16 protein-coding genes are annotated in these 20,124 nt (G+C 35.0%); 9 read left to right on the top strand and 7 right to left on the bottom strand.

What is annotated here, in order from left to right:
- Positions 1-24 precede the first annotated feature (24 nt).
- From QLS31_RS05735 to QLS31_RS05725, 3 genes are all read right to left on the bottom strand, one after another.
- Positions 25-2,913, bottom strand: coding sequence for a T9SS type A sorting domain-containing protein (locus tag QLS31_RS05735; protein ID WP_282743068.1), 2,889 nt, complete (start codon positions 2,911-2,913; stop codon positions 25-27).
- A 403-nt stretch (positions 2,914-3,316) separates the two neighbouring features.
- Positions 3,317-4,540 (bottom strand): 2-oxoglutarate dehydrogenase complex dihydrolipoyllysine-residue succinyltransferase, encoded by a 1,224-nt coding sequence (gene odhB, locus QLS31_RS05730; RefSeq protein WP_282743067.1) that lies wholly within the window; start codon positions 4,538-4,540, stop codon positions 3,317-3,319.
- Positions 4,541-4,636: 96 nt separating this feature from the next.
- Positions 4,637-7,411 (bottom strand): 2-oxoglutarate dehydrogenase E1 component, encoded by a 2,775-nt coding sequence (locus QLS31_RS05725; protein WP_282743066.1) that lies wholly within the window; start codon positions 7,409-7,411, stop codon positions 4,637-4,639.
- 119 nt (positions 7,412-7,530) lie between these two features.
- On the opposite strand from QLS31_RS05725, the gene QLS31_RS05720 reads away from it, so the two are divergent.
- A complete protein-coding gene (locus tag QLS31_RS05720; protein WP_282743065.1) occupies positions 7,531-8,073 on the top strand; it encodes a hypothetical protein in 543 nt (180 codons plus the stop codon).
- Positions 8,074-8,091: 18 nt separating this feature from the next.
- Positions 8,092-8,652 (top strand): hypothetical protein, encoded by a 561-nt coding sequence (locus QLS31_RS05715; RefSeq protein ID WP_282743064.1) that lies wholly within the window; start codon positions 8,092-8,094, stop codon positions 8,650-8,652.
- Here the strand turns inward: QLS31_RS05715 and QLS31_RS05710 are convergent.
- Positions 8,649-9,005: a hypothetical protein gene (locus tag QLS31_RS05710; RefSeq protein WP_282743063.1), complete on the bottom strand. Its 357-nt coding sequence runs from the start codon at positions 9,003-9,005 to the stop codon at positions 8,649-8,651. The genes QLS31_RS05715 and QLS31_RS05710 overlap by 4 nt on opposite strands.
- A gap of 137 nt (positions 9,006-9,142) precedes the next feature.
- A complete protein-coding gene (locus tag QLS31_RS05705; RefSeq protein WP_282743062.1) occupies positions 9,143-10,117 on the bottom strand; it encodes a polyprenyl synthetase family protein in 975 nt (324 codons plus the stop codon).
- Between the two features lie 197 nt (positions 10,118-10,314).
- Between QLS31_RS05705 and QLS31_RS05700 the strand changes: the two genes are divergently transcribed.
- The 6 genes from QLS31_RS05700 to QLS31_RS05675 all read left to right on the top strand — a co-directional run bounded on the left by QLS31_RS05700 (position 10,315) and on the right by QLS31_RS05675 (position 17,209).
- Positions 10,315-10,662, top strand: coding sequence for a YceI family protein (locus QLS31_RS05700; protein ID WP_282743061.1), 348 nt, complete (start codon positions 10,315-10,317; stop codon positions 10,660-10,662).
- Positions 10,652-10,837 carry a hypothetical protein gene (locus QLS31_RS05695; RefSeq protein ID WP_282743060.1) on the top strand — a complete coding sequence of 62 codons (186 nt, stop codon included), beginning with the start codon at positions 10,652-10,654 and terminating at the stop codon, positions 10,835-10,837. Before QLS31_RS05700 ends, QLS31_RS05695 begins: the two co-directional genes overlap by 11 nt.
- A 125-nt stretch (positions 10,838-10,962) precedes the next feature.
- A complete protein-coding gene (locus tag QLS31_RS05690; RefSeq protein ID WP_282713536.1) occupies positions 10,963-11,559 on the top strand; it encodes a TetR/AcrR family transcriptional regulator in 597 nt (198 codons plus the stop codon).
- Between the two features lie 3 nt (positions 11,560-11,562).
- Positions 11,563-12,903 (top strand): TolC family protein, encoded by a 1,341-nt coding sequence (locus QLS31_RS05685; protein WP_282743059.1) that lies wholly within the window; start codon positions 11,563-11,565, stop codon positions 12,901-12,903.
- Positions 12,904-12,908: 5 nt separating this feature from the next.
- Positions 12,909-13,970 (top strand): efflux RND transporter periplasmic adaptor subunit, encoded by a 1,062-nt coding sequence (locus QLS31_RS05680; protein ID WP_099713765.1) that lies wholly within the window; start codon positions 12,909-12,911, stop codon positions 13,968-13,970.
- A 62-nt stretch (positions 13,971-14,032) separates the two neighbouring features.
- On the top strand, positions 14,033-17,209 hold the full coding sequence (locus tag QLS31_RS05675; RefSeq protein ID WP_282743058.1) for an efflux RND transporter permease subunit: 3,177 nt from the start codon (positions 14,033-14,035) through the stop codon (positions 17,207-17,209).
- 108 nt (positions 17,210-17,317) lie between these two features.
- Here QLS31_RS05675 and umuD read toward each other — a convergent pair whose 3' ends face one another.
- Together umuD and QLS31_RS05665 are read right to left on the bottom strand one after the other, a co-directional pair.
- Positions 17,318-17,758, bottom strand: a complete 441-nt coding sequence (gene umuD / locus QLS31_RS05670; RefSeq protein ID WP_099713767.1) for a translesion error-prone DNA polymerase V autoproteolytic subunit — start codon at positions 17,756-17,758, stop codon at positions 17,318-17,320.
- Positions 17,749-19,023: a Y-family DNA polymerase gene (locus QLS31_RS05665; protein ID WP_282743057.1), complete on the bottom strand. Its 1,275-nt coding sequence runs from the start codon at positions 19,021-19,023 to the stop codon at positions 17,749-17,751. The genes umuD and QLS31_RS05665 overlap by 10 nt, the downstream gene beginning before the upstream one ends.
- Positions 19,024-19,428: 405 nt before the next feature.
- Between QLS31_RS05665 and QLS31_RS05660 the strand changes: the two genes are divergently transcribed.
- Positions 19,429-20,097, top strand: a complete 669-nt coding sequence (locus QLS31_RS05660) for a hypothetical protein (protein WP_282743056.1) — start codon at positions 19,429-19,431, stop codon at positions 20,095-20,097.
- The last annotated feature ends 27 nt before the right edge of the window (positions 20,098-20,124 follow it).

Genomic DNA, 20,124 nt, shown 5'->3' with positions numbered 1-20,124 from the left:
TTCCTACTACAAACCTCAACAAATTTATTCTTTAACCATTTTAGTGGTGGTTATTTTTCCATCTACAGCTGTTTTTACTATATAAACTCCTTTTGAAAGTTGACTTGTTTGAATAGTTGTGGAATTACTTTTTGGACTTTTTACTAAAACTTCCTGACCTAAAACAGTATAAACACTTACTTTTTCGATGGCACTATTCGCTTCAATTGTCAAATAATTAGTAACTGGGTTTGGATACATTATCACTTTTGAAATTTCAAAATTAGCAACACTTAAGTTAGAAACTGTTTTACTGAAATAGACATTATCAATATAAACCGTCCCCGCTGGTGCTCCAGACAACACTAATTGGGCAATATGTCCTTTGGTGGTTAACCCTGTAAACTCTGACAAAGGAATATCATAACTATTCCATCCTGACAATGTTGGCGTGCGAGTAACTTCAAACTCTACATCATCGCCTCCTTGATACACTCCGTTTGCACCAAAATCAACTAATTTAACTCGGAAAGCTGTTAAATCTGGCGTCCACACATCGATATGAAAATATAACATTTGAGTCGCATCTATTGTTCCGGTAACATCTACTCCAAAATAACTCAAATTAGTATACTTTTTAGTGTCATTTCCCGCAATTTGCAAATCAGTTAAATTACTTCCTGCGGACCAATCCGTTCTCCAAGTAGTAATAGGTACATTCGTGTAAGCATTACTGAACATAGAAATAACATCTGCTAAAGCACTAGTTGGTGTAGGCGCTGCAACGGTTGGTTCCGTTGGTGTTACTACTACGGTTGATTTATAAAAATAAAAATTGTCCAAATAAACCGTTGTTCCGGTAGGAACAGATGACAAACTCATTTGAAAAACAGTACTAAAGTTTATCCCGGGGAAATTAGCAGCATTTAAAACCATATCAAAACTATTCCATCCCGCTGCGATTGTCAATGTTACACCGGCTTCTACAGGACCTTGATTGATAAGATTAATTTTTACCGAAGTTGCACTTGAAGACCATAAATCTACGTGCATCGTTGTCATATCAGAAAGATCAAAAACCTCAGCACCGGGTAAAGTAATTCCTTGATAGTTGAAGTTACTTAATTTTCTTGTGTTATTGCCTGCAATAAGTTCATCGGTAACATCAGTAGACTGACCCCAACATTTGCACCAGTCACCTGCTTTGTATACGGCATAAGCATCGCTAAAAATAGATTTCACATCCGTAGCAACTCGTGTCGGAGGAGTAGGTGCAGCTACTGTTGGCGAAGTTGCGGCAACTGGAGCAGCTATTTTTGCAGAAAACGTAATATTATCAACGTAACATACATGATCAGCCGTTCTTGTGGTTCCTTCTGGAATAAAATCAGGAAAAACAATAATTTGATCAATTCCGGTGGAAACTCCTTCTCCTATTTTTCCTGCAAAATTAAATGTCAATTCTTCCCATTCATTAATTTTAGTATTGGTAACTGTTATTTCTCCGGTAGAACCGCCATCAGGGCGTGCCAACTTAATACCTACTTTGCTGATTACATCTTTATACACCATCATTTTAATCGTACTATTGGTTTCATTCAACGTAAACGTTCCAATACCATTTGTACCAGAAGCATGAGCCGTTTCAAAACCAGTATACCAAGCACCGGCAACCAAAGCAGTAAATTTAGCTGCTGTGTTTGAAGTGTTAATTCCTGTTTTATTAGGATTTGCTGCTAACAAAGAAGCTGTTGAGCCTCCCGATGGATTATCAAAAGAAGTCAAGACCCAAGTAGACCCATATTCACCAGTTTCAAAGGTAACCGGTGCATAAGGCGCTGCAGCGGGTGGAGCTACTATTGCGACCTTATTAAAATATACATTATCTATAAAAATTGTTCCTGCTGAACCTGAGAAAACGAACTGTGCAATATGTGCTTTTGTCGTCAAACCAGTAAATTGAGAAAGCGGAATCTCTAAGCTATTCCATCCGCTTAAAGTTAAGGTGCGGGTGATTTCAAACTCCTTATCGTCACCGCCTTGGTATGCACCATCAGCTCCAAAATCGACTATTTTAATTTTAAAAGTTGTAACATCAGGAGTCCAAACATCAATATGAAAATTAAGCATAGCTGAAGCATCAATTTTATTGGCTTCAGTAATTACTCCAAAATAACTTAAATCCGTATATTTTTTAGTGTCATTTCCAGCGATTTGAATATCAGACAAAACATTCCCTGATTGTCCCCAATCTGCTCTCCAATTATCAACAGTAACATTTGTATAAGCATTGCTGAATAACGAGATAACGTCCGTGGATACAACAGTCGGTGTTGGCGCAGCAACAGTTGGCACAGTTGCTGCTGGTTTTGCTGAAAAAGTTACATTATCAAAATAATTGGTCGTTTCCGCTGTTCTAGCATTGAAATCCAAAAAGAATATGATTTGATCAATATTGATAGTTTCAAACAATCCTATTTTTCCTGAAAAATCAAAAGTTAGTTCTTCCCATTCATTGATTTTAGTGTTAGCTACTTTAATTTCTTGTTGTGCGCCACCATTTCCTATTGCAAATTTGATACCTACATCACTAATAACTGATTTATAAACCATTATTTTAACAATGCTGTTGGATGCGCTCAAAGTAAAAGTTCCAATACCATTGACTCCCGAAGCATGGGCCGTCTCAAATCCGGCATAAGGAGCAGCTCCAGAAGCACTACTGCCAGCTATAAATTTCCCAACCGTTGCTGAGCTATTTATTCCTCCAGGGAATGGATTGGAAACTTTAGAATAACCAGCTCCAGTTCCATTTTCAAAAGTAGTAAACGACCATGTGGAACCGAATTCTCCGTTCTCAAAGGTGACTGGTGCATTTTGTGAGAATCCTGTTAAAAAAAACAACAGGAAAATAAATAAAGTAAAGTTCTTCATAATTTTGAGGTTTAGTTATTCTCAAATTTATGAATGTATTGTGTTGTGATTTAAAATGAGACCTATCTAAAAACTATACAGCACAACAAAGAAATTTTACAGACACAAACAGCCTAAAATCCTACTATAACTGAGACTTAACTTTATTTTATGAGGCATAAAAAAGAAGCACAACAGCATCTAAACACGAAATGTTGTGGTAATGTTATGGTTAATCCTTAAAACAATACACCTGTTTTTAAATAAAATATAATTAATTATGTAATTAAAAATCATAATCGCAATAAAAACCAAAAATAATCACATATTTATAGTTCAATAATTCACCAGCAAAAAAAATCCCGCCCTGTTACAAAACAAGGCGGGATTAAAATATATTTTTATAAAATTGATAAAACCAATTTTACAACTCTAACGCTTTTTTAGGATTATTATCCATCAATAATTCCATTGGATTTTCTAACGCTTCTTTAACTGCTACTAAGAACCCAACAGACTCACGCCCATCAATAATTCTATGGTCATAAGACAACGCTACGTACATCATTGGGTGAATTTCCACTTTACCGTTTACAGCAATTGGACGCTCGATAATGTTGTGCATTCCAAGGATTCCTGATTGTGGAGGATTGATAATTGGCGTACTCAACATACTTCCAAAAACACCACCGTTAGTAATCGTGAACGTTCCGCCAGTCATATCATCAACTGTGATTTGTCCGTCACGTGCTTTTAATGCCAATCTTTTAATATCAGCTTCAACTCCACGGAAAGTCAAGTTTTCAGCATTACGAACTACAGGAACCATTAATCCTTTTGGTCCTGAAACCGCAATTGAAATGTCGCAAAAATCGAAAGCAATCTTATGATCACCATCCATCATTGAGTTTACATCCGGGAATAATTTTAATGCTCTGGTTACTGCTTTAGTAAAGAAAGACATGTATCCTAAACCAATTCCACTATGTTTTGCTTTGAAGGCATCTTTGTATTCATTACGAATCAAGTTGATTGGCGTCATATTTACTTCGTTGAAAGTAGTCAACATTGCTGTTTCGTTTTTAGCGGCAACTAATCTTTCAGCCACTTTTCTACGCAACATAGATAATTTAGTACGCTCTGTTCCACGAGAACCACCTGTAGGAGTTCCCATTGAAGGCACAGCATTTACTGCATCATCTTTAGTTATTCTTCCGTCTTTTCCAGTTCCTGTTATGGAAGCTGGCGCTATATTTTTTTCGTCTAATATTTTTCTTGCTGCTGGAGATGGAGTTCCTGAAGCGTAAGTTGCTGCTGGAGCTGCTGCTACCGGAGCCGCTTTTGGTGCTTCTGCTTTAACTTCAGCTTTTGGAGCTTCAACTGCTGCTGGTGCATCACCTGCTGGTTTTGCTGCACTAGTATCGATTAAACAAACTACCGCTCCTACTGCTACTGCATCGCCTTCTTCTGCTTTTAAAGTAATGATTCCGCTTGCTTCTGCTGGCAATTCTAATGTTGCTTTATCAGAATCAACCTCAGCAATTGCTTGGTCTTTCTCTACATAATCTCCGTCTTTTACCAACCAAGTTGCAATTTCAACTTCTTTTATAGATTCCCCTGGTGATGGGACTTTCATTTCTAAAATCATCTTTCTTTTAGTTTAAAGTTTAAAGTTAAATCATTTAAAGTTTAAGGTTTAAAGTTCTACAAATGGAACTTTAAACCTTAAACTTTAAACTTTTTTCTATCTAAATAAATTTTTATCAAAAACCATTTTTATCGCATCGGCCTGACGACGTTTTGCTCTAGTGTAACTTCCAGCCGCTGGAGCTGCATAGGCTTTTAGTGAAGCCAATCTCCATTTTACTAAATCGAAATTCATCAACATGTAACTGTAAGCTCCCATGTTTTTTGGCTCTTCTTGTGCCCAAACATAATCATCAGCGTTTGGATATTTAGCAATAATCGCTTTTAATTGCTCAACAGGCAATGGGAATAATTGTTCGATCCTAACAACTGCTACATCTTTACGACCATTGTTTTCTCTTTCGGCAGTAATGTCGTAATAGAATTTTCCGGTACAGAAAACTAATGTTTTCACATCGGCTTTATTCACTGTTTCATCATCAAATGTTTCCTGGAAACTTCCTGTTGCAAATTCTTCAACAGAAGAAACTACTCTTGGATCACGCAACAAACTCTTTGGTGTAAACACAATAAGCGGTTTACGGAAAGTTGTTTTCATTTGTCTTCTCAACAAGTGAAAGAAGTTGGCTGGCGTTGTACAATCGGCAACATACATATTATGTCTGGCGCAAAGTTGTAAATAACGCTCCATTCTTGCAGAGGAATGCTCTGCTCCTTGTCCTTCATATCCGTGAGGCAATAATAAAACAATTCCGTTTTGGTTGTTCCATTTATCTTCTCCACAAGAGATGTATTGGTCAATCATAATTTGGGCTCCATTACTGAAATCTCCAAACTGTGCTTCCCAAATGGTTAATGTATTTGGGTTTGCCAAAGCATATCCATAATCAAATCCTAAAACACCGTATTCAGATAAAAGAGAATTGAAAATATTGAATTTTCCGGTTGCTCCTTCTAAATTACTTAACAAAGTTACTTCTTCTTCTGAATCTTCTACTTTTACAACAGCATGGCGGTGAGAGAATGTCCCACGCTCCACATCTTGTCCGGAAATACGAACATCGTATCCTTCTTTTAAAAGCGAACCATACGCTAAATGTTCGGCCATAGCCCAATCCAGCTTATTCGTTTCGAAAAACATTGTTTTTCTGTCGTTGATCAGTTTTTGTATTTTGCTGATAAATTTTTTATCTGTCGGTAAGTTACAAATCACGTTTGCAACCTCAGTAAGTCCTTCTTTTGGGAAAGTAGTATCTACTTTTTTAAGCATTTCAACATCTGAAACTTGCTCAAAACCTTTCCATTCATTCTTCATGAACGGAGTGATAATAGTCAAATCTTTTTTACGCGATTCTTCTAAATTCACTTCCAAGTTTGACTTATATTCTTGCTCTAATCCTTTTACAAAAGTACTGTCTATCAAACCTTCTGCAAGCAGTTTGTCCATGTAGATATCTCTTGGATTTTTGTGCTTTGCAATGATTTTGTATAATACCGGCTGGGTAAAACGAGGCTCATCACCTTCGTTATGTCCGTATTTTCTATATCCTAATAAATCGATGAATACATCGCGGCCAAATTGCATTCTGAAATCCAACGCAAATGACATCGCATGAACTACCGCTTCAGCATCATCTGCATTTACGTGTAATACTGGCGAAAGTGTTACTTTGGCAACATCCGTACAATACGTAGAAGAACGTGCATCAAGGTAATTAGTCGTAAAACCTACTTGATTATTGATTACAATATGGATAGTTCCTCCGGTTTTATAACCGTCAAGTTGTGCCATTTGTACAATTTCATACAAAATTCCCTGACCTGCAATTGCAGCATCACCGTGAACAGCGATTGGCAATACTTTAGAGAAATCGTTAGGGAAATATTTATCTTGCTTTGCTCTTGTAATCCCTTCGATAACTGCACCAACAGTTTCAAGATGCGAAGGATTTGGAGCCAAATTGATATTGATTTTTTTTCCGGTGCTTGTAACTTTGTCAGCAGTAAGTCCTAAATGGTACTTTACATCTCCATCAAAGTATTCTTGATCGTAATCTTTACCATCAAATTCACCAAAAATGTCTTGGGTTGATTTGCCAAAAATATTTGCCAAAACATTCAAACGACCACGGTGTGCCATTCCCATTACAAACTGCTCTACTCCTTTTTCGGCTGCTTTTTCAATTAAAGCATCCAAAGCCGGAATGATTGATTCTCCACCTTCAAGAGAAAAACGTTTTTGACCTACATATTTAGTATGCAAAAAATTTTCAAAAGAAACGGCTTGATTTAATTTATTCAGAATTGATTTCTTTTCGTCCAAAGAAAATTTAGGTTGATTGTCATTAACCCCCAATTTTTTCTGAATCCACTCCACCACTTCTGGATTACGGATGTACATATACTCCACCCCAATATGCTGACAATATATAGTGTCAAGGTGAGTTATTATTTCTTGAAGCGTACACGGTTGTATATTGATAACCTTTGCCGCGTCAAAAACAGTATTTAAATCTGCTGCTGAAAGTCCGAAATTCGAAATTTCAAGTGTAGGTGATGAAGTCCTTCTTTCACGAACCGGATTTGTTTTGGTAAACAAATGCCCTCGAGAACGGTATCCATCTATTAATTTCAATACATTAAATTCCTTTTGAAGCTTATCTGATACTAAATTAATATCTGAATTATTAGCTGCAAAATTAGCGATTTGTTCAACCTTGTTCTCCTCGTTGTAAGTAGTCATCCCAAAATCGAAACCTTGAAAAAAACCTCTCCAACTTGGCTCAACGCTATCTGGATTCTCTAAATATTGATCGTATAATTGTGCGAAAAATTCGGTGTGTGCTGCGTTTAAAAATGAAAACCTATCCATAATATTTAGTGAATATACTTTTTTGTTAAAATAGTTTGGCAAAAGTACAATAATAGAATAAATTTATAATTTATTTTAAGATACTTTTACATTGAAAAATGTTAAAAAACTGAAAACTTATGACAAAGAATAGCTTTTTAGACGATTCCAAATCATTAATGGTGATTATTATCCTATTTTTTTCAAGTTGCCTGTTTGCACAACAAAACACATCCTCTACTAAAACCCAAAATGAGTTTTGGAGGAACGTACAATTTGGAGGCGGAATAGGTTTAGGCTTTGGTTCTGGCTATACGGACATTTCATTGGCGCCAAGTGCCATTTACAATTTCAATGATTATGTGGCTTTGGGTGTTGGCCTACAATATAAATATTTAAAACAAAGAGATTATTACGCTTCCCATTTGTATGGCGGCAGTGTTATAGGTCTTTTTAATCCAATACAAGAAATCCAACTTTCGGCTGAACTGGAACAATTAAGGGTTAATGTAAATCTAGAGGGATCCAATAGCAATTCACAAGATTACTGGAATACGGGATTGTTTATTGGTGCAGGTTACCGATCCGGAAATGCAACAATTGGCGCTCGTTACAATGTTTTGACTGACAAAAACAATATTTACGGCAGTGCCATTATGCCATTTATCAGAGTTTATTTTTAAAGAAAAACTAAAATAATTATGAAAAAACAACAAACCATTTGCAAGATTATGATTTACTTATGCCTATATATTGGCTGTCCAAAAATATTTTCGCAAACTTCAAAAGATAGTATGACTCAAAAAGTAGCTGATACCACTGTTGTTAAAAAACCAGAAAAATTAAAATTCGGTTGTGGATTCGGGCTGAACTTTGTTGGGGGTACAAATATTAGTGTTTCTCCTAATTTAACATACACTATTAGCGATAAAATAGCAGTGGGAGGAGGATTACAAGGAAGTTACGCAGCAATAAAAAATTTACAAAACACAACTACTTTTGGAGCAAACGTATTAGGGCGGTACAATCCAGTAAAAAAAATAACGACTCTATTAGAATTTTCTGAATTAAGGGTTTCCACTAAAAAAGATTCTCCAACAGAGAAAAGCACCAATAGTTATTGGGATTCAGCACTTTTTGTCGGCGCTGGATACAACGTTACAAGTAAAATCTCCTTTGGAGCTAAATATAATTTCCTGTATAAAGAAGGAAAAAGCGTTTATACTAGCCCAGTGATTCCTTTTGTAAATATTTCTTTTTAATTTGAATATTTATTCCTGAACCAGACTTTTTGCCATTCTCTTTTTAAAATTAAAAAAGCGACTTGTTCTGCAAGAACTACTAAATCAGAACCGTCTAGTTTTTTTATTTCTTCCTCAGAAACATCAATTATGTAAAGTAAATTGAGGTATTCAGCAAACTTGTATTGAATGAGTCGATAGATTTTCTCATGCAATTGCAACTTCAATTCATTCGGAGAAATACTCAAAGGAAAATCAATTGCTTCATTAGCCAAATTAAAATCCTTATTCATTTGTTCGATTAATTTCAAATATAAGTTTTCGCCTTCTGCTTCAGTAAGTAGTAAATCGGTATTTTTTGGAACTATAAACATTTGATTTCAGATTGTTGATTAACGAATTTAGATTTTTGATTTTAAGAAACTGCTCAAAATGTTTGATTTTTTTGAATTATACTGATTTTTGAAATAAACCATTATTTATCCGAAGTAAAACTTCTGCGATCAAAAATCTAAACTTTTCTTCCCATTAAGTTTTCACCAAAAGCCTTCAACATTTCTTTTTTATCTACGCTGATATTCATTTTATCCAACGTTTGAAAAGCCTTAAACGTAAAATCCTGAATCGCATCTTGAGTTGCTTTTGAAGCACCTGAGCTGTTAAAAAGTTCTTTTACCGTTTTGATTTTCTCCGTATTGCCTTCTGGCTGAATAGAGAACAGTCGTCTTAATTCTTCTGCTTCTACTTCATTTGAAAAAGCAACCGCTTTAAGATACAAATACGTTTTTTTATTTTCTATAATGTCTCCACCTACTTGTTTTCCAAAGGTTTCAGGATCACCAAAAGCGTCTAGAAAATCATCTTGTAATTGAAAAGCCAAACCTAAATTCAGTCCAAAATCATAAATCAAATTTGCGTTTTCTTCTGAAGTTTCTGCAATAATCGCTCCCATTTTCATGGCGGCAGCAACCAATACGGCCGTTTTATATTGAATCATTTTCAGGTACTCAGGAATGGTAACGTCATTTCTTTCTTCAAAATCAACGTCCCACTGTTGCCCTTCACAAACTTCAAGAGCGGTTTTGCTAAATAACTTCGCTAAATCTCGAAAAATAATAGGTTCATATTGTTCGAAATATTGGTACGCTAAAATCAGCATGGCATCACCAGATAAGATTCCGGTGTTTAAATTCCATTTCTCGTGTACCGTTTCCTGTCCTCTTCGCAATGGCGCATCATCCATAATATCATCATGAACCAATGAGAAATTATGAAAAACTTCAACAGCCAAAGCCGCCGGTAACGCTTTTTTATAATCTGCATCAAAAACCTCTGCACTCATTAATGTAAGCACCGGACGCATTCTTTTCCCTCCAAGATCTAATATATAATGTATGGGTTCGTATAGATTTCTCGGTTCTTTGGTTTCATATTGTGATTTCAAATAATCCGAAAGAAACTCTTGATACTGGTAAATAGAATGCATAAAATAATTTTTTGGCTAATTTACAGTATTCAATTTGCATTACAAACTTCCTTTTGTCATCAAATGTTAAATAAATCAAAATACATTGGAAACTATTTTAGTATTCAAAGTTTCCTTCTTACATTTGCCAACGAAAATTTAACGTTTTGAAATCTTTAGCGGTTTTAAAATAAATTCCAAATACAACGCAACGAATTATGAAAACAAAATGGACAGTTGACTCGAATCAATCAGATGTTCTGATAAAAATGAGGCACTCAATAATTGCTTATCTGGCAGGTTCCATAAATAAATTCAACGGACATATTGATATTGAGGATAATCAAATAGAAGATGCTTCGATTGAATTCTCTTTGGATGTAAATAATAAAGATGCAAAACTAGAACAAATAGATACTCATCTGGGGTTGAATGACTTATTTGACATTAAGGAGTTTCCAATTATTAGTTTCAAGTCGACCTCATTCGAAAAAGTCAATAAAAACATCAATTTTTTGAAAGGAAATCTTACCATAAAAAAACATCACAAAAGTAGTGGAGCTTGATGCTGAATTCATTGGATTCAATACGTATGATGGCGATCAAAAAGCTGCTTTTGAAATAACTGGTCATATTAATCGCAAAGACTTTGGTTTGAACTTTACTTCGTTTAATCAAACTGGCGGTTTAGCTTTAGGACAAGACATTAAGTTCATGGCAAACTTAGAATTAACCGCTTAATAAGAAAGCAAATGTTAAATAAACATAAAATTTAAGGAAACTATTTTGGTTTTCAAAGTTTCCAAATTACATTTGCACCAAATTTAACAGTTTAAATAAATCACAACTGATTAAGAATAAAGAAAATGAAAGAGAAAATTATATCCAAAGCAAAAGAAATGTTTTTGAAACTTGGTTTCAAAAGTATTACTATGGATGATATTGCCGGTGAAATGTGCATTTCCAAGAAAACGATTTATAAATATTTTGCCAATAAAGAATTATTGATAGAGGAAAGTGTTCAAGTTATTCATACAGAAGTTAATGGAATAATTGCCGAAATTACTTCTAAAGACTTTAATGCAATCGAAGAAAACTTTGAAATAAGACGCATGTTTGCAGAGATGTTTAAAGCCACTGACACTTCCCCTCTTTATCAATTAAAAAAGCATTATCCTGAAATCCATGAAAAAGTGTTAACCTACCAAGTGGAAATGTGCCAAACTTGTTTTCGAGAAAATATTGAAAAAGGAATTGCACAAGGTTTATATCGAAATGACATAAATATCGAAGTTTATGTTAATTTTTATTACTCATTAATTTTTACCATTAATGAAAACATAAGATCTGAAAGAGAAGTGTTCTCATTAGAAATGGAAGCTTTACAATACCACACCAGAGCAATGGCTACAGAAAAAGGAATTGCCGAATTAGAAAAAAACTTACTTAATCCAATTACATAAACAATGAAAAAAATAATCATACTATTAACCCTAACATTTGCACTTGGTGCCAATGCACAAGAAGTCAAATCACTTACGCTAAAAGAAGCGATTAACTACGCTTTAGAAAATAAAGCGGAAGCCAAAAAAGCAAAACTACAAGTAGAAAATAGTGAGTACCAAATTCAGGAAGTGCGTTCACAAGCGTTACCACAAATTTCTGCTAACGGTAATTTGACTTACAATCCTATAATACAAACAACCGTTATTGATGGTGCAGGATTTGGCGCACCGGGAACAACCATTCAGGCTGCTTTTGGTCAAAAATGGGTTTCAACAGCCGGTGTTTCTTTGACACAAGCTATATTCGACCAAACGGTTTTTACAGGTTTGAAAGCGGCAAAATCCACTAGAGAGTTTTACCAAATCAACGAACAATTAACCGAAGAGCAAGTAATTGAGCGTGTGGCCAATAATTATTATCAGGTTTATGTTCAAAGACAAAAACTGACTGTTATTGACAGTATGTATAAAAACACCACAAAAGTAAAAGACATCATTAAAGGTCAGTATGATAATGGTCTAGCCAAAAAAATTGATTTAGATCGAACTTTAGTAAGGATTTCAAACATCAATACGCAACGCCAACAAGTTTTGAATGCAGTTCAAATTCAAGAAAATGCATTGAAATTTTACATGGGAATGCCAATAGAAACTCAAATCGAGATTCCACAAACAGCATTTGAAGTGAGCCCACAATCATTGTCAGAAGTTCCAAATACGGCAAACAGAACAGAATATTTGCTTTTGAAAAAACAAGAACAACTTTTATTTTATCAAAAAAAGGCTGTTGAAGCAGGATATTACCCAACATTATCATTGAACGCAGGTTACAATTATATTGGTCAGGGTCCAAAAATGCCTATTGGAGGAAAACCATCTGATGGCGTGTATTGGTCTGATTTCTCTTCAATTGGATTGAATTTAAAGGTGCCTATTTTTACTGGATTTAGTACTCGTTCCAAAGTAAGACAAGCCGATATTGATTTGAGAACCATAAAAGAAGACATCAACGATACAAAATTATCTCTTGATTTGGCTTTTGCCAATGCCAAAACTCAAATTGACAATAGCTTAACCACTATCAACAATCAAAGAGAAAATGCGCAATTAGCTAAAGAAGTTTTAGACAACACCAGAAACAATTATGTACAAGGATTAGCCTCTTTAACTGATTTACTGGATGCTGAAAACTCATTGACTGAAGCACAAAACAACTATACATCTGCAATATTAGACTACAAACTGGCAGAAATACAATTAATCAAATCAAAAGGCGAATTAAAAACACTTATAAATAACTAACAAAAATGAAAAAAAATATAATAATCATAGTAGCAATTTTAGCAGCTTTAGGTGTTATCGCATATACTTTAACGAAAAACAAAGAAGAAAATGAAGCAAAAACTGCTATTGTAGCAGAGAAAAATGCCAGTGTTTCTGTAAAAGTTGCAACCGTAAAAATTGAAGAAGTTTCTCTTGATTTTTCTGCCAATGGAAATTTTGCGCCACTACAAGAATTGAGTTTTTCTGCTGAGAAACCAGGAAGAGTAGTTCGTGTTTTAGTTGAGGAAGGAGACAGAGTAAGAATAGGTCAAACTTTAGCAGTTGTAAGAAGCGAACAAATTTCGGCTGACTTACAAACTGCAGAAGCTTCGTATCAAAATGCATTGACGGATTACAGCCGTTTTGAAAATGCTTTTAAAACTGGTGGTGTGACGAAACAACAATTGGATCAGGCCAAATTGAATTTGGTAACTTCAAAATCAAGATTACAACAAGCAAAAGTTAATATTGGCGATACCAATATCAAAGCGACAATTAACGGAATCGTAAACAAAAAATACATTGAACCAGGATCAGTTCTTGGCGCTGCAACGCAAATGTTTGACATTGTAAATGTTTCAAAATTGAAATTGAAAGTAAATGTTAATGAAAATCAAGTTGCAGGTTTAAAAGTAGGCAATACAATTACCGTAAAAGCAAGTGTGTATCCTGACGCTACATTCTCTGGAAAAATTACCTTCATCGCACCAAAAGCAGATGCAAGTTTGAACTTTCCAGTAGAAATAGAAATTGCTAATAACGCTTCAAATGATTTGAAAGCCGGAATGTACGGAACTGCTGAATTTGCTTCAAACCAACAAAAACAATCGTTGATGATTGTTCCTAGAAATGCTTTTGTAGGAAGTGTGAGCAGCAACGAAATCTTTGTAATCGAAAATGGAACTGCTAAACTGAAAACGGTTACAGCAGGAAGAATCCTTGGTGATAAAGTAGAAATTTTAAACGGACTTTCTGATGGTGAAACTGTAATTGTTACAGGTCAAATCAATCTTCAAGACGGATCTAAAGTGGACGTTATAAAATAAGTCTTAAAGTCATAAAGAAACCGCTTAAAGCCTAAAGCTTAAAGCCTAAAGCAAAGAAAAAAATGAAATTAGCAGAAATATCCATAAAACGTCCCTCATTAGTTATCGTATTATTTACGATTCTAACATTAGGAGGACTGTTCAGTTACAGCCAATTGGGCTACGAATTGATTCCAAAATTCGAAACCAATGTAATTACTGTTGCTACTATTTATCCTGGAGCGTCTCCAAGTGAGGTAGAAAATACGGTGACTAAAAAAATTGAAGATGCGATTGCATCCTTAGAAAATATTAAAAAAATAGACTCGAAGTCCTACGAAAGCTTGTCTACCGTGTCTATTACATTGACCTCTTCGGCTGATGTTAATATCTCTATGAACGATGCGCAACGTAAAATAAACGCTATTCTTAGTGATTTACCGGATGATGTTGAAACGCCTTCGTTGAGTAAATTTTCCTTAAGCGATTTACCAATTATGACTATTGGTGCCAACGGAAAAATGGATGAAGTTGCTTTTTACGACTTAATTGATAAAAAATTAGCACCCGTTATTTCTCGAGTAGAAGGTGTGGCACAAGTAAATATTATTGGTGGTCAAGAAAGAGAAATTCAAGTCAATCTTGATGCAGTAAAAATGCAAGGCTACGGACTTTCTGTTCCGCAAGTACAACAAAATATTTTATCTTCTAATTTGGATTTTCCAACAGGAAACATTCAAACTCGTGAGCAGAAAATATTAATTCGTTTGGCCGGAAAATATAAAAATGTTGATGAATTAAGAAACTTGGTTGTATCCTCTAAAAACGGAATTCAAGTACGTTTAAGTGATATTGCTGATGTTCAGGATACTCAAAAAATCACTGAAAAAGTAGCACGTGTCAATCAAAAAAGCGCTATTATTTTACAAATTATTAAACAATCGGATGCTAATGCGGTTGCGGTAAGTGAAGAATTAGTTAAAACAATTGCTAAACTGGAAACCGATTATAAAGCGAATGGTTTAAAATTAGAAATTGCAAAAGACAGTACTATTTTTACGCTTGAAGCTGCTGATGCTGTTGTACATGATTTACTTATTGCAGTACTTTTAGTTGCACTTGTAATGTTGTTTTTCTTGCACAGTATTAGAAACTCGTTGATTGTAATGGTTTCTATTCCTGCTTCTTTAATTGCTACTTTCATCGGAATTTATTTGATGGGTTATACCTTAAACTTAATGAGTTTATTAGGTCTTTCTCTTGTTGTAGGTATTCTTGTGGATGATGCCATTGTGGTTCTGGAGAATATTTACAGGCACATGGAAATGGGTAAAAACAAGGTTCGTGCAGCCTATGATGGAACTGCGGAAATTGGTGGAACCGTTGTATCGATTACTTTAGTAATTGTGGTGGTATTTTTACCAATTGCAATGAGTACCGGATTGGTTTCTAATATTATTACACAATTCTGTGTAACGGTAATTATTTCAACATTGTTGTCTTTAGTAGCTTCATTTACAATCATTCCGTGGTTGTCTTCACGATATGGAAAATTAGAACACATTGAAGGCAAAAATCTTTTTGGAAAAATTATCCTTGGATTTGAAAGCTATTTAACACGTTTTACAAATTGGGTTTCAGGATTATTAGAATGGTGTTTGGATCATTATTTTAAAACATTGGCTATCGTTTTAGTAATCTTTTTTGGTTCTATGATTAGTTTATTTGGTGGTGGATTTATTGGTGGAGAATTCTTTGCAGCGTCTGATAGTGGTGAGTTTTTAGTTCAAATAGAAATGCCAAAAGATGCTTCATTAGAGCAAACCAATTTCATGACGCAAAAAGCAGAAGCATTTTTGAAGAACGAAGCGTATGTTTTTAGTCAAATTACAACGATTGGGCAAACCAGTGAAGGTCTTGGTGCTTCGCAAGCAACTGCTTACAAGTCTGAGATAAACGTTAAAATGGTTGGATTAGATAAACGTGATGAACCTGCAAATGTGTATGCTGCAAAAACAAAACGTAAATTAGAAAAAATATTAGTTGGAGCAAAAGTTAAAACGGTTCCAGTTGGTATTTTAGGAACTGCAGAAGATGCCACTTTAGGATTAATTGTAACTGGTCCAAATGTAGAAAGCGCCATGCAATTTGCAAAAGCAGCAGAAAAAGAATTACGTACCATTCCAGGAGCAACAGAAATCGAATTATCAGTAGAAGATGGAAATCCGGAAGTGAACGTAAAAGTGGATAGAGATAAAATGGCTGCTTTGGGATTGAGTTTGCAAACAGTAGGTATTACCATGCAAACTGCTTTTAGCGGAAATACTGATGGTAGATTTAGAGCTGGTGAATACGAATACGACATCAATATTAAATACAATGCATTCGACAGAAAAAGTATCGCCGATGTAAGTAACTTAATCTTCATTAATGATATGGGGCAGCAAATAAAACTGAATCAATTTGCAACCGTAACCGAAGGTTCTGGACCAAGTGAATTAGAACGAAGAGACAAATCGGCATCGGTAACTGTAAAAGGTCAGAATGTGGGTGTAGCTTCAGGAACAATTGTATCACAATGGCAAGAAAAAATTGAAAAATTGAAAAAACCAACAGGTGTAAATTACATTTGGGGTGGTGATCAGGAAAACCAAAGTGAAGGTTTTGGTACATTAGGAATTGCATTATTAGCTGCGATTATCTTAGTTTACCTGGTAATGGTTTCGTTATACGATAGTTTTGCACATCCATTTGTAGTATTGTTTGCGATTCCGCTTTCCTTTATTGGAGCAATGTTGGCTTTGGCTTTAACCAATAATACACTGAATATCTTTACTATTTTAGGTATCATTATGCTTATTGGTCTAGTTTGTAAAAACGCGATTATGCTTGTAGATTATACCAACCAAAGGCGTAAAGCTGGCGAAACGGTTAGAACAGCATTAATCCAGGCGAATCATGCGCGTCTTCGTCCAATTTTGATGACAACTATCGCGATGGTGTTTGGTATGTTCCCAATTGCATTAGCTTCTGGAGCTGGAGCTGAATGGAAAAACGGTTTGGCTTGGGTAATTATTGGGGGATTAATTTCCTCATTATTCTTAACCTTAGTAGTAGTTCCGGTAATTTACCAAATCATGGAAAAAGCCATCAATAAACTTTCTAAAGGAGAAAAAGTTGATTATGAAGCTGAAATGGTTGCTGATTACGTACACACCGAATTAAGCGAGGATGGATTTAATCCAAAACATACCGTATAAAACGTAATTGTTTTAAAACATAAAACCTGTTCATTTATTTGAACAGGTTTTTTTATGGTTAAAAATTCCAATAAGAATTCCATTTTAATAATGGTAACTACTGGCTTTTTATACCTTTTTAATCACATAGGTCACAATTCCCCAAATGATTAATTGGTTTTCTTCCGTGACTTTTATCGGAGAATAACTTGGATTTTCTGGCATCAGATACAAACAGTCTTTCTCGAGTTGCATGCGTTTTACAGTAAACTCTCCATCGATAAAACAAATCGCAATTTTATTGTTCTGCGGTTCTAAACTTCTATCCACAACAAGAACATCCTTGTCATTGATTCCGGCATCAATCATGGAATTTCCTTTGACTTTGATGTAAAAAGTCGCCAACGGATTTTCACTCAATTCCTTGTTCAAATCAATATTCGTTTCCATAAAATCAGCCGCCGGCGATGGAAATCCAGCCGAAACACCTTCGTTTATGAAAGGAATTCGCAATTCACTTTCGAAATCAGGCAGAAAAAAATTCAATTTTTGCTCTTTGTTTATTGACATTTTATTTCGAGAATATCTTTAAAATTAGTGGTGTATCTGGGTGACAAATGATTCTGATTCATGTTCCAGGTCAAACTTAAATTTTGCGTAGCCAACTTTACTTTTTTATCTCCAATCTTGTTATTGAGTCCATCCATCACTTTCATCAATACCAAATGTTTTGGGTTTTCCTCGTCAAACAACTGCAACTGTTTCTTGTCCTGATCAATCAATTCGGTAACGATGACGCCCGCTTTCTTGAATTTTATAGTTTCATTTCCTTTGTGCAGTTTTTTCAAGATATCAATTGCTGCATTGGAAATCGTCAGTGTAGAATTTGATGCATAAGGCAACGTAATCGCCATGTTAAAATAATATTTCGAGGTTTCCACCGTATGTTTATCAACAACTAACATTACGATAATAGTATGACAGCAGGAGTTTTGCTTTCGCAATTTCTCTGCACAAACCGCAGCAAAAGTAGCAACACGTTCGCGCAGCAAATCAAAATCAGCAATCTGTTTTGGAAAACTTCGGGTGGTTGCAATACTTTTCTTTTGGTCAACAATGGGCTCTAAATCCAAAACGGATTTACCCTCGAGTTCGAATTTTAAACGCAGTCCTGTTACGCCCATTTCTTTCCTGATCCAAGCTTCGTGTTGTGGTGCAATAAAATCTAAAGCAGTCACAATATTTTTGGCTTTCATCTTTTTATTCATCCGATAACCAATGCCCCAAACATCTTCAATCTTTGTCCATTTCAAGGCTTTAATCCGCTTTTCTTCGGTGTCAATAACATAAACACCTTGCGTTCTGCCTTGGAATTTCTTGGCAATTTTATTGGCTACTTTTGACAATGCTTTTGTGGGTGCAAAACCAATGCAAACGGGAATTCCCACCCATTTTTGCACGCGGGTTTTCATTTGGATTCCATAATCTTTATAATCGGAAATAGTCAAACCATCAAAATTCAGGAAGGCTTCGTCGATGCTGTAAATTTCTAAATTAGGTGTAAATTGACCTAAAATTGCCATCACCCGATTACTCAAATCTCCATACAGCGGATAATTCGAAGAAAACACTTTTACATTTTTCTCTTTTACCAATTCCCTAATCTTGAATATTGGCGCACCCATAGGAACTCCAACATCCTTTGCTTCATTGCTTCTGGAAATCACACAGCCGTCGTTATTTGACAATATTGCAACCGGTTTACCAACGAATTCCGGTTGAAAAACACGTTCGCAGGAAGCATAAAAATTATTACAATCGACTAAAGCATACATGTTACAAAATTACTCAATATCCATTGATGCGAGTTCGTAACAAAAGTTAATTTTAAGTAATGTTGATAAGTAGTTTTATATAAAAATATTTTTAAAAATGAGGTGATTTCTCTTTTCTTAGGATTATTTCTTCGTCAAAAGCACAAGAAAACATATCGGGTCCAACAAGAATTGTATTAAAAAAATCTTAATATTCGCTTCTGAATAAAATTATTTTATTTTTTTTCAAAAACAACAACGTTCTGATTTTGAGCATTTTAAAAACAAAAAATCAATTCTTAATCTAAAAACACAAAACCACGATTCAAATCTTTGGCACGCTACTTGGATATACCTAATCAAATAAGTAAAAAAAGCGAAAGCCGAAAAGCTCAAGAGTAGGCAAAATTCAAAAATATAATTATCATGAAAAAAATTACCCTTTTAGTAGCTAGTATCTTCGTATTTGGAGGTAGTGTAGCAAACGCAGCAGAGAAAATCGATTTCTCTGTAGAAAGAAGATCTATTGTAGATTTTAGAGATGCCGACCCAATTGTGTTCACAGAAAGAGGAATTGAGTTCTTCATATTCGCTGACGGACAATTTGATTTTAATACACGCCCTTCGACCGGTTCAACTGGCGGCATGTATTATAAAGCAAGCAAAAAAGGTGGCATGAATAAAACGTATGGTGCACCAGCAAATGTTCGCAACGGAAATTATGGTGTAAAAGTAGAACACGACAACATGGGCAGAGTAAGACGTATTGGAAACGTGATGATCAACTATGACTCAAATGACAGAGTTAAACGAGTGGGTTCAGTTTACATGACATACAACCGTTATGCTTTGGAACGAGTGGGTGGTTTAGAAATTATCTACAACCGTCGTGGTCAAATTGTTGATATTGTTGGAGCCGTAAAAGGTGGTAGAGGTTATGAATATAGCCAAAACAACAACGGAAGCAACGCTTATGGCAACAGCCAAAACTCGAATGATGATGATTACTACTATTACAGAACAAATGGTACAAAAGCCAAAATCGAGGATACTAGAGTATCAGGAAGTGTAGCCATCAGAATAGACAGAAGATAGTTAGTTAGTTAGTTATATAAATGGTTT

Origin of the sequence: Flavobacterium sp. XS2P24 (assembly GCF_030010285.1) — a bacterium.
GTDB classification, from domain to species: Bacteria; Bacteroidota; Bacteroidia; order Flavobacteriales; family Flavobacteriaceae; genus Flavobacterium; species Flavobacterium algoritolerans.
The sequence above is the reverse complement of the archived record's forward strand: the minus strand, read 5'-3'. Positions and strand labels throughout refer to the sequence as shown.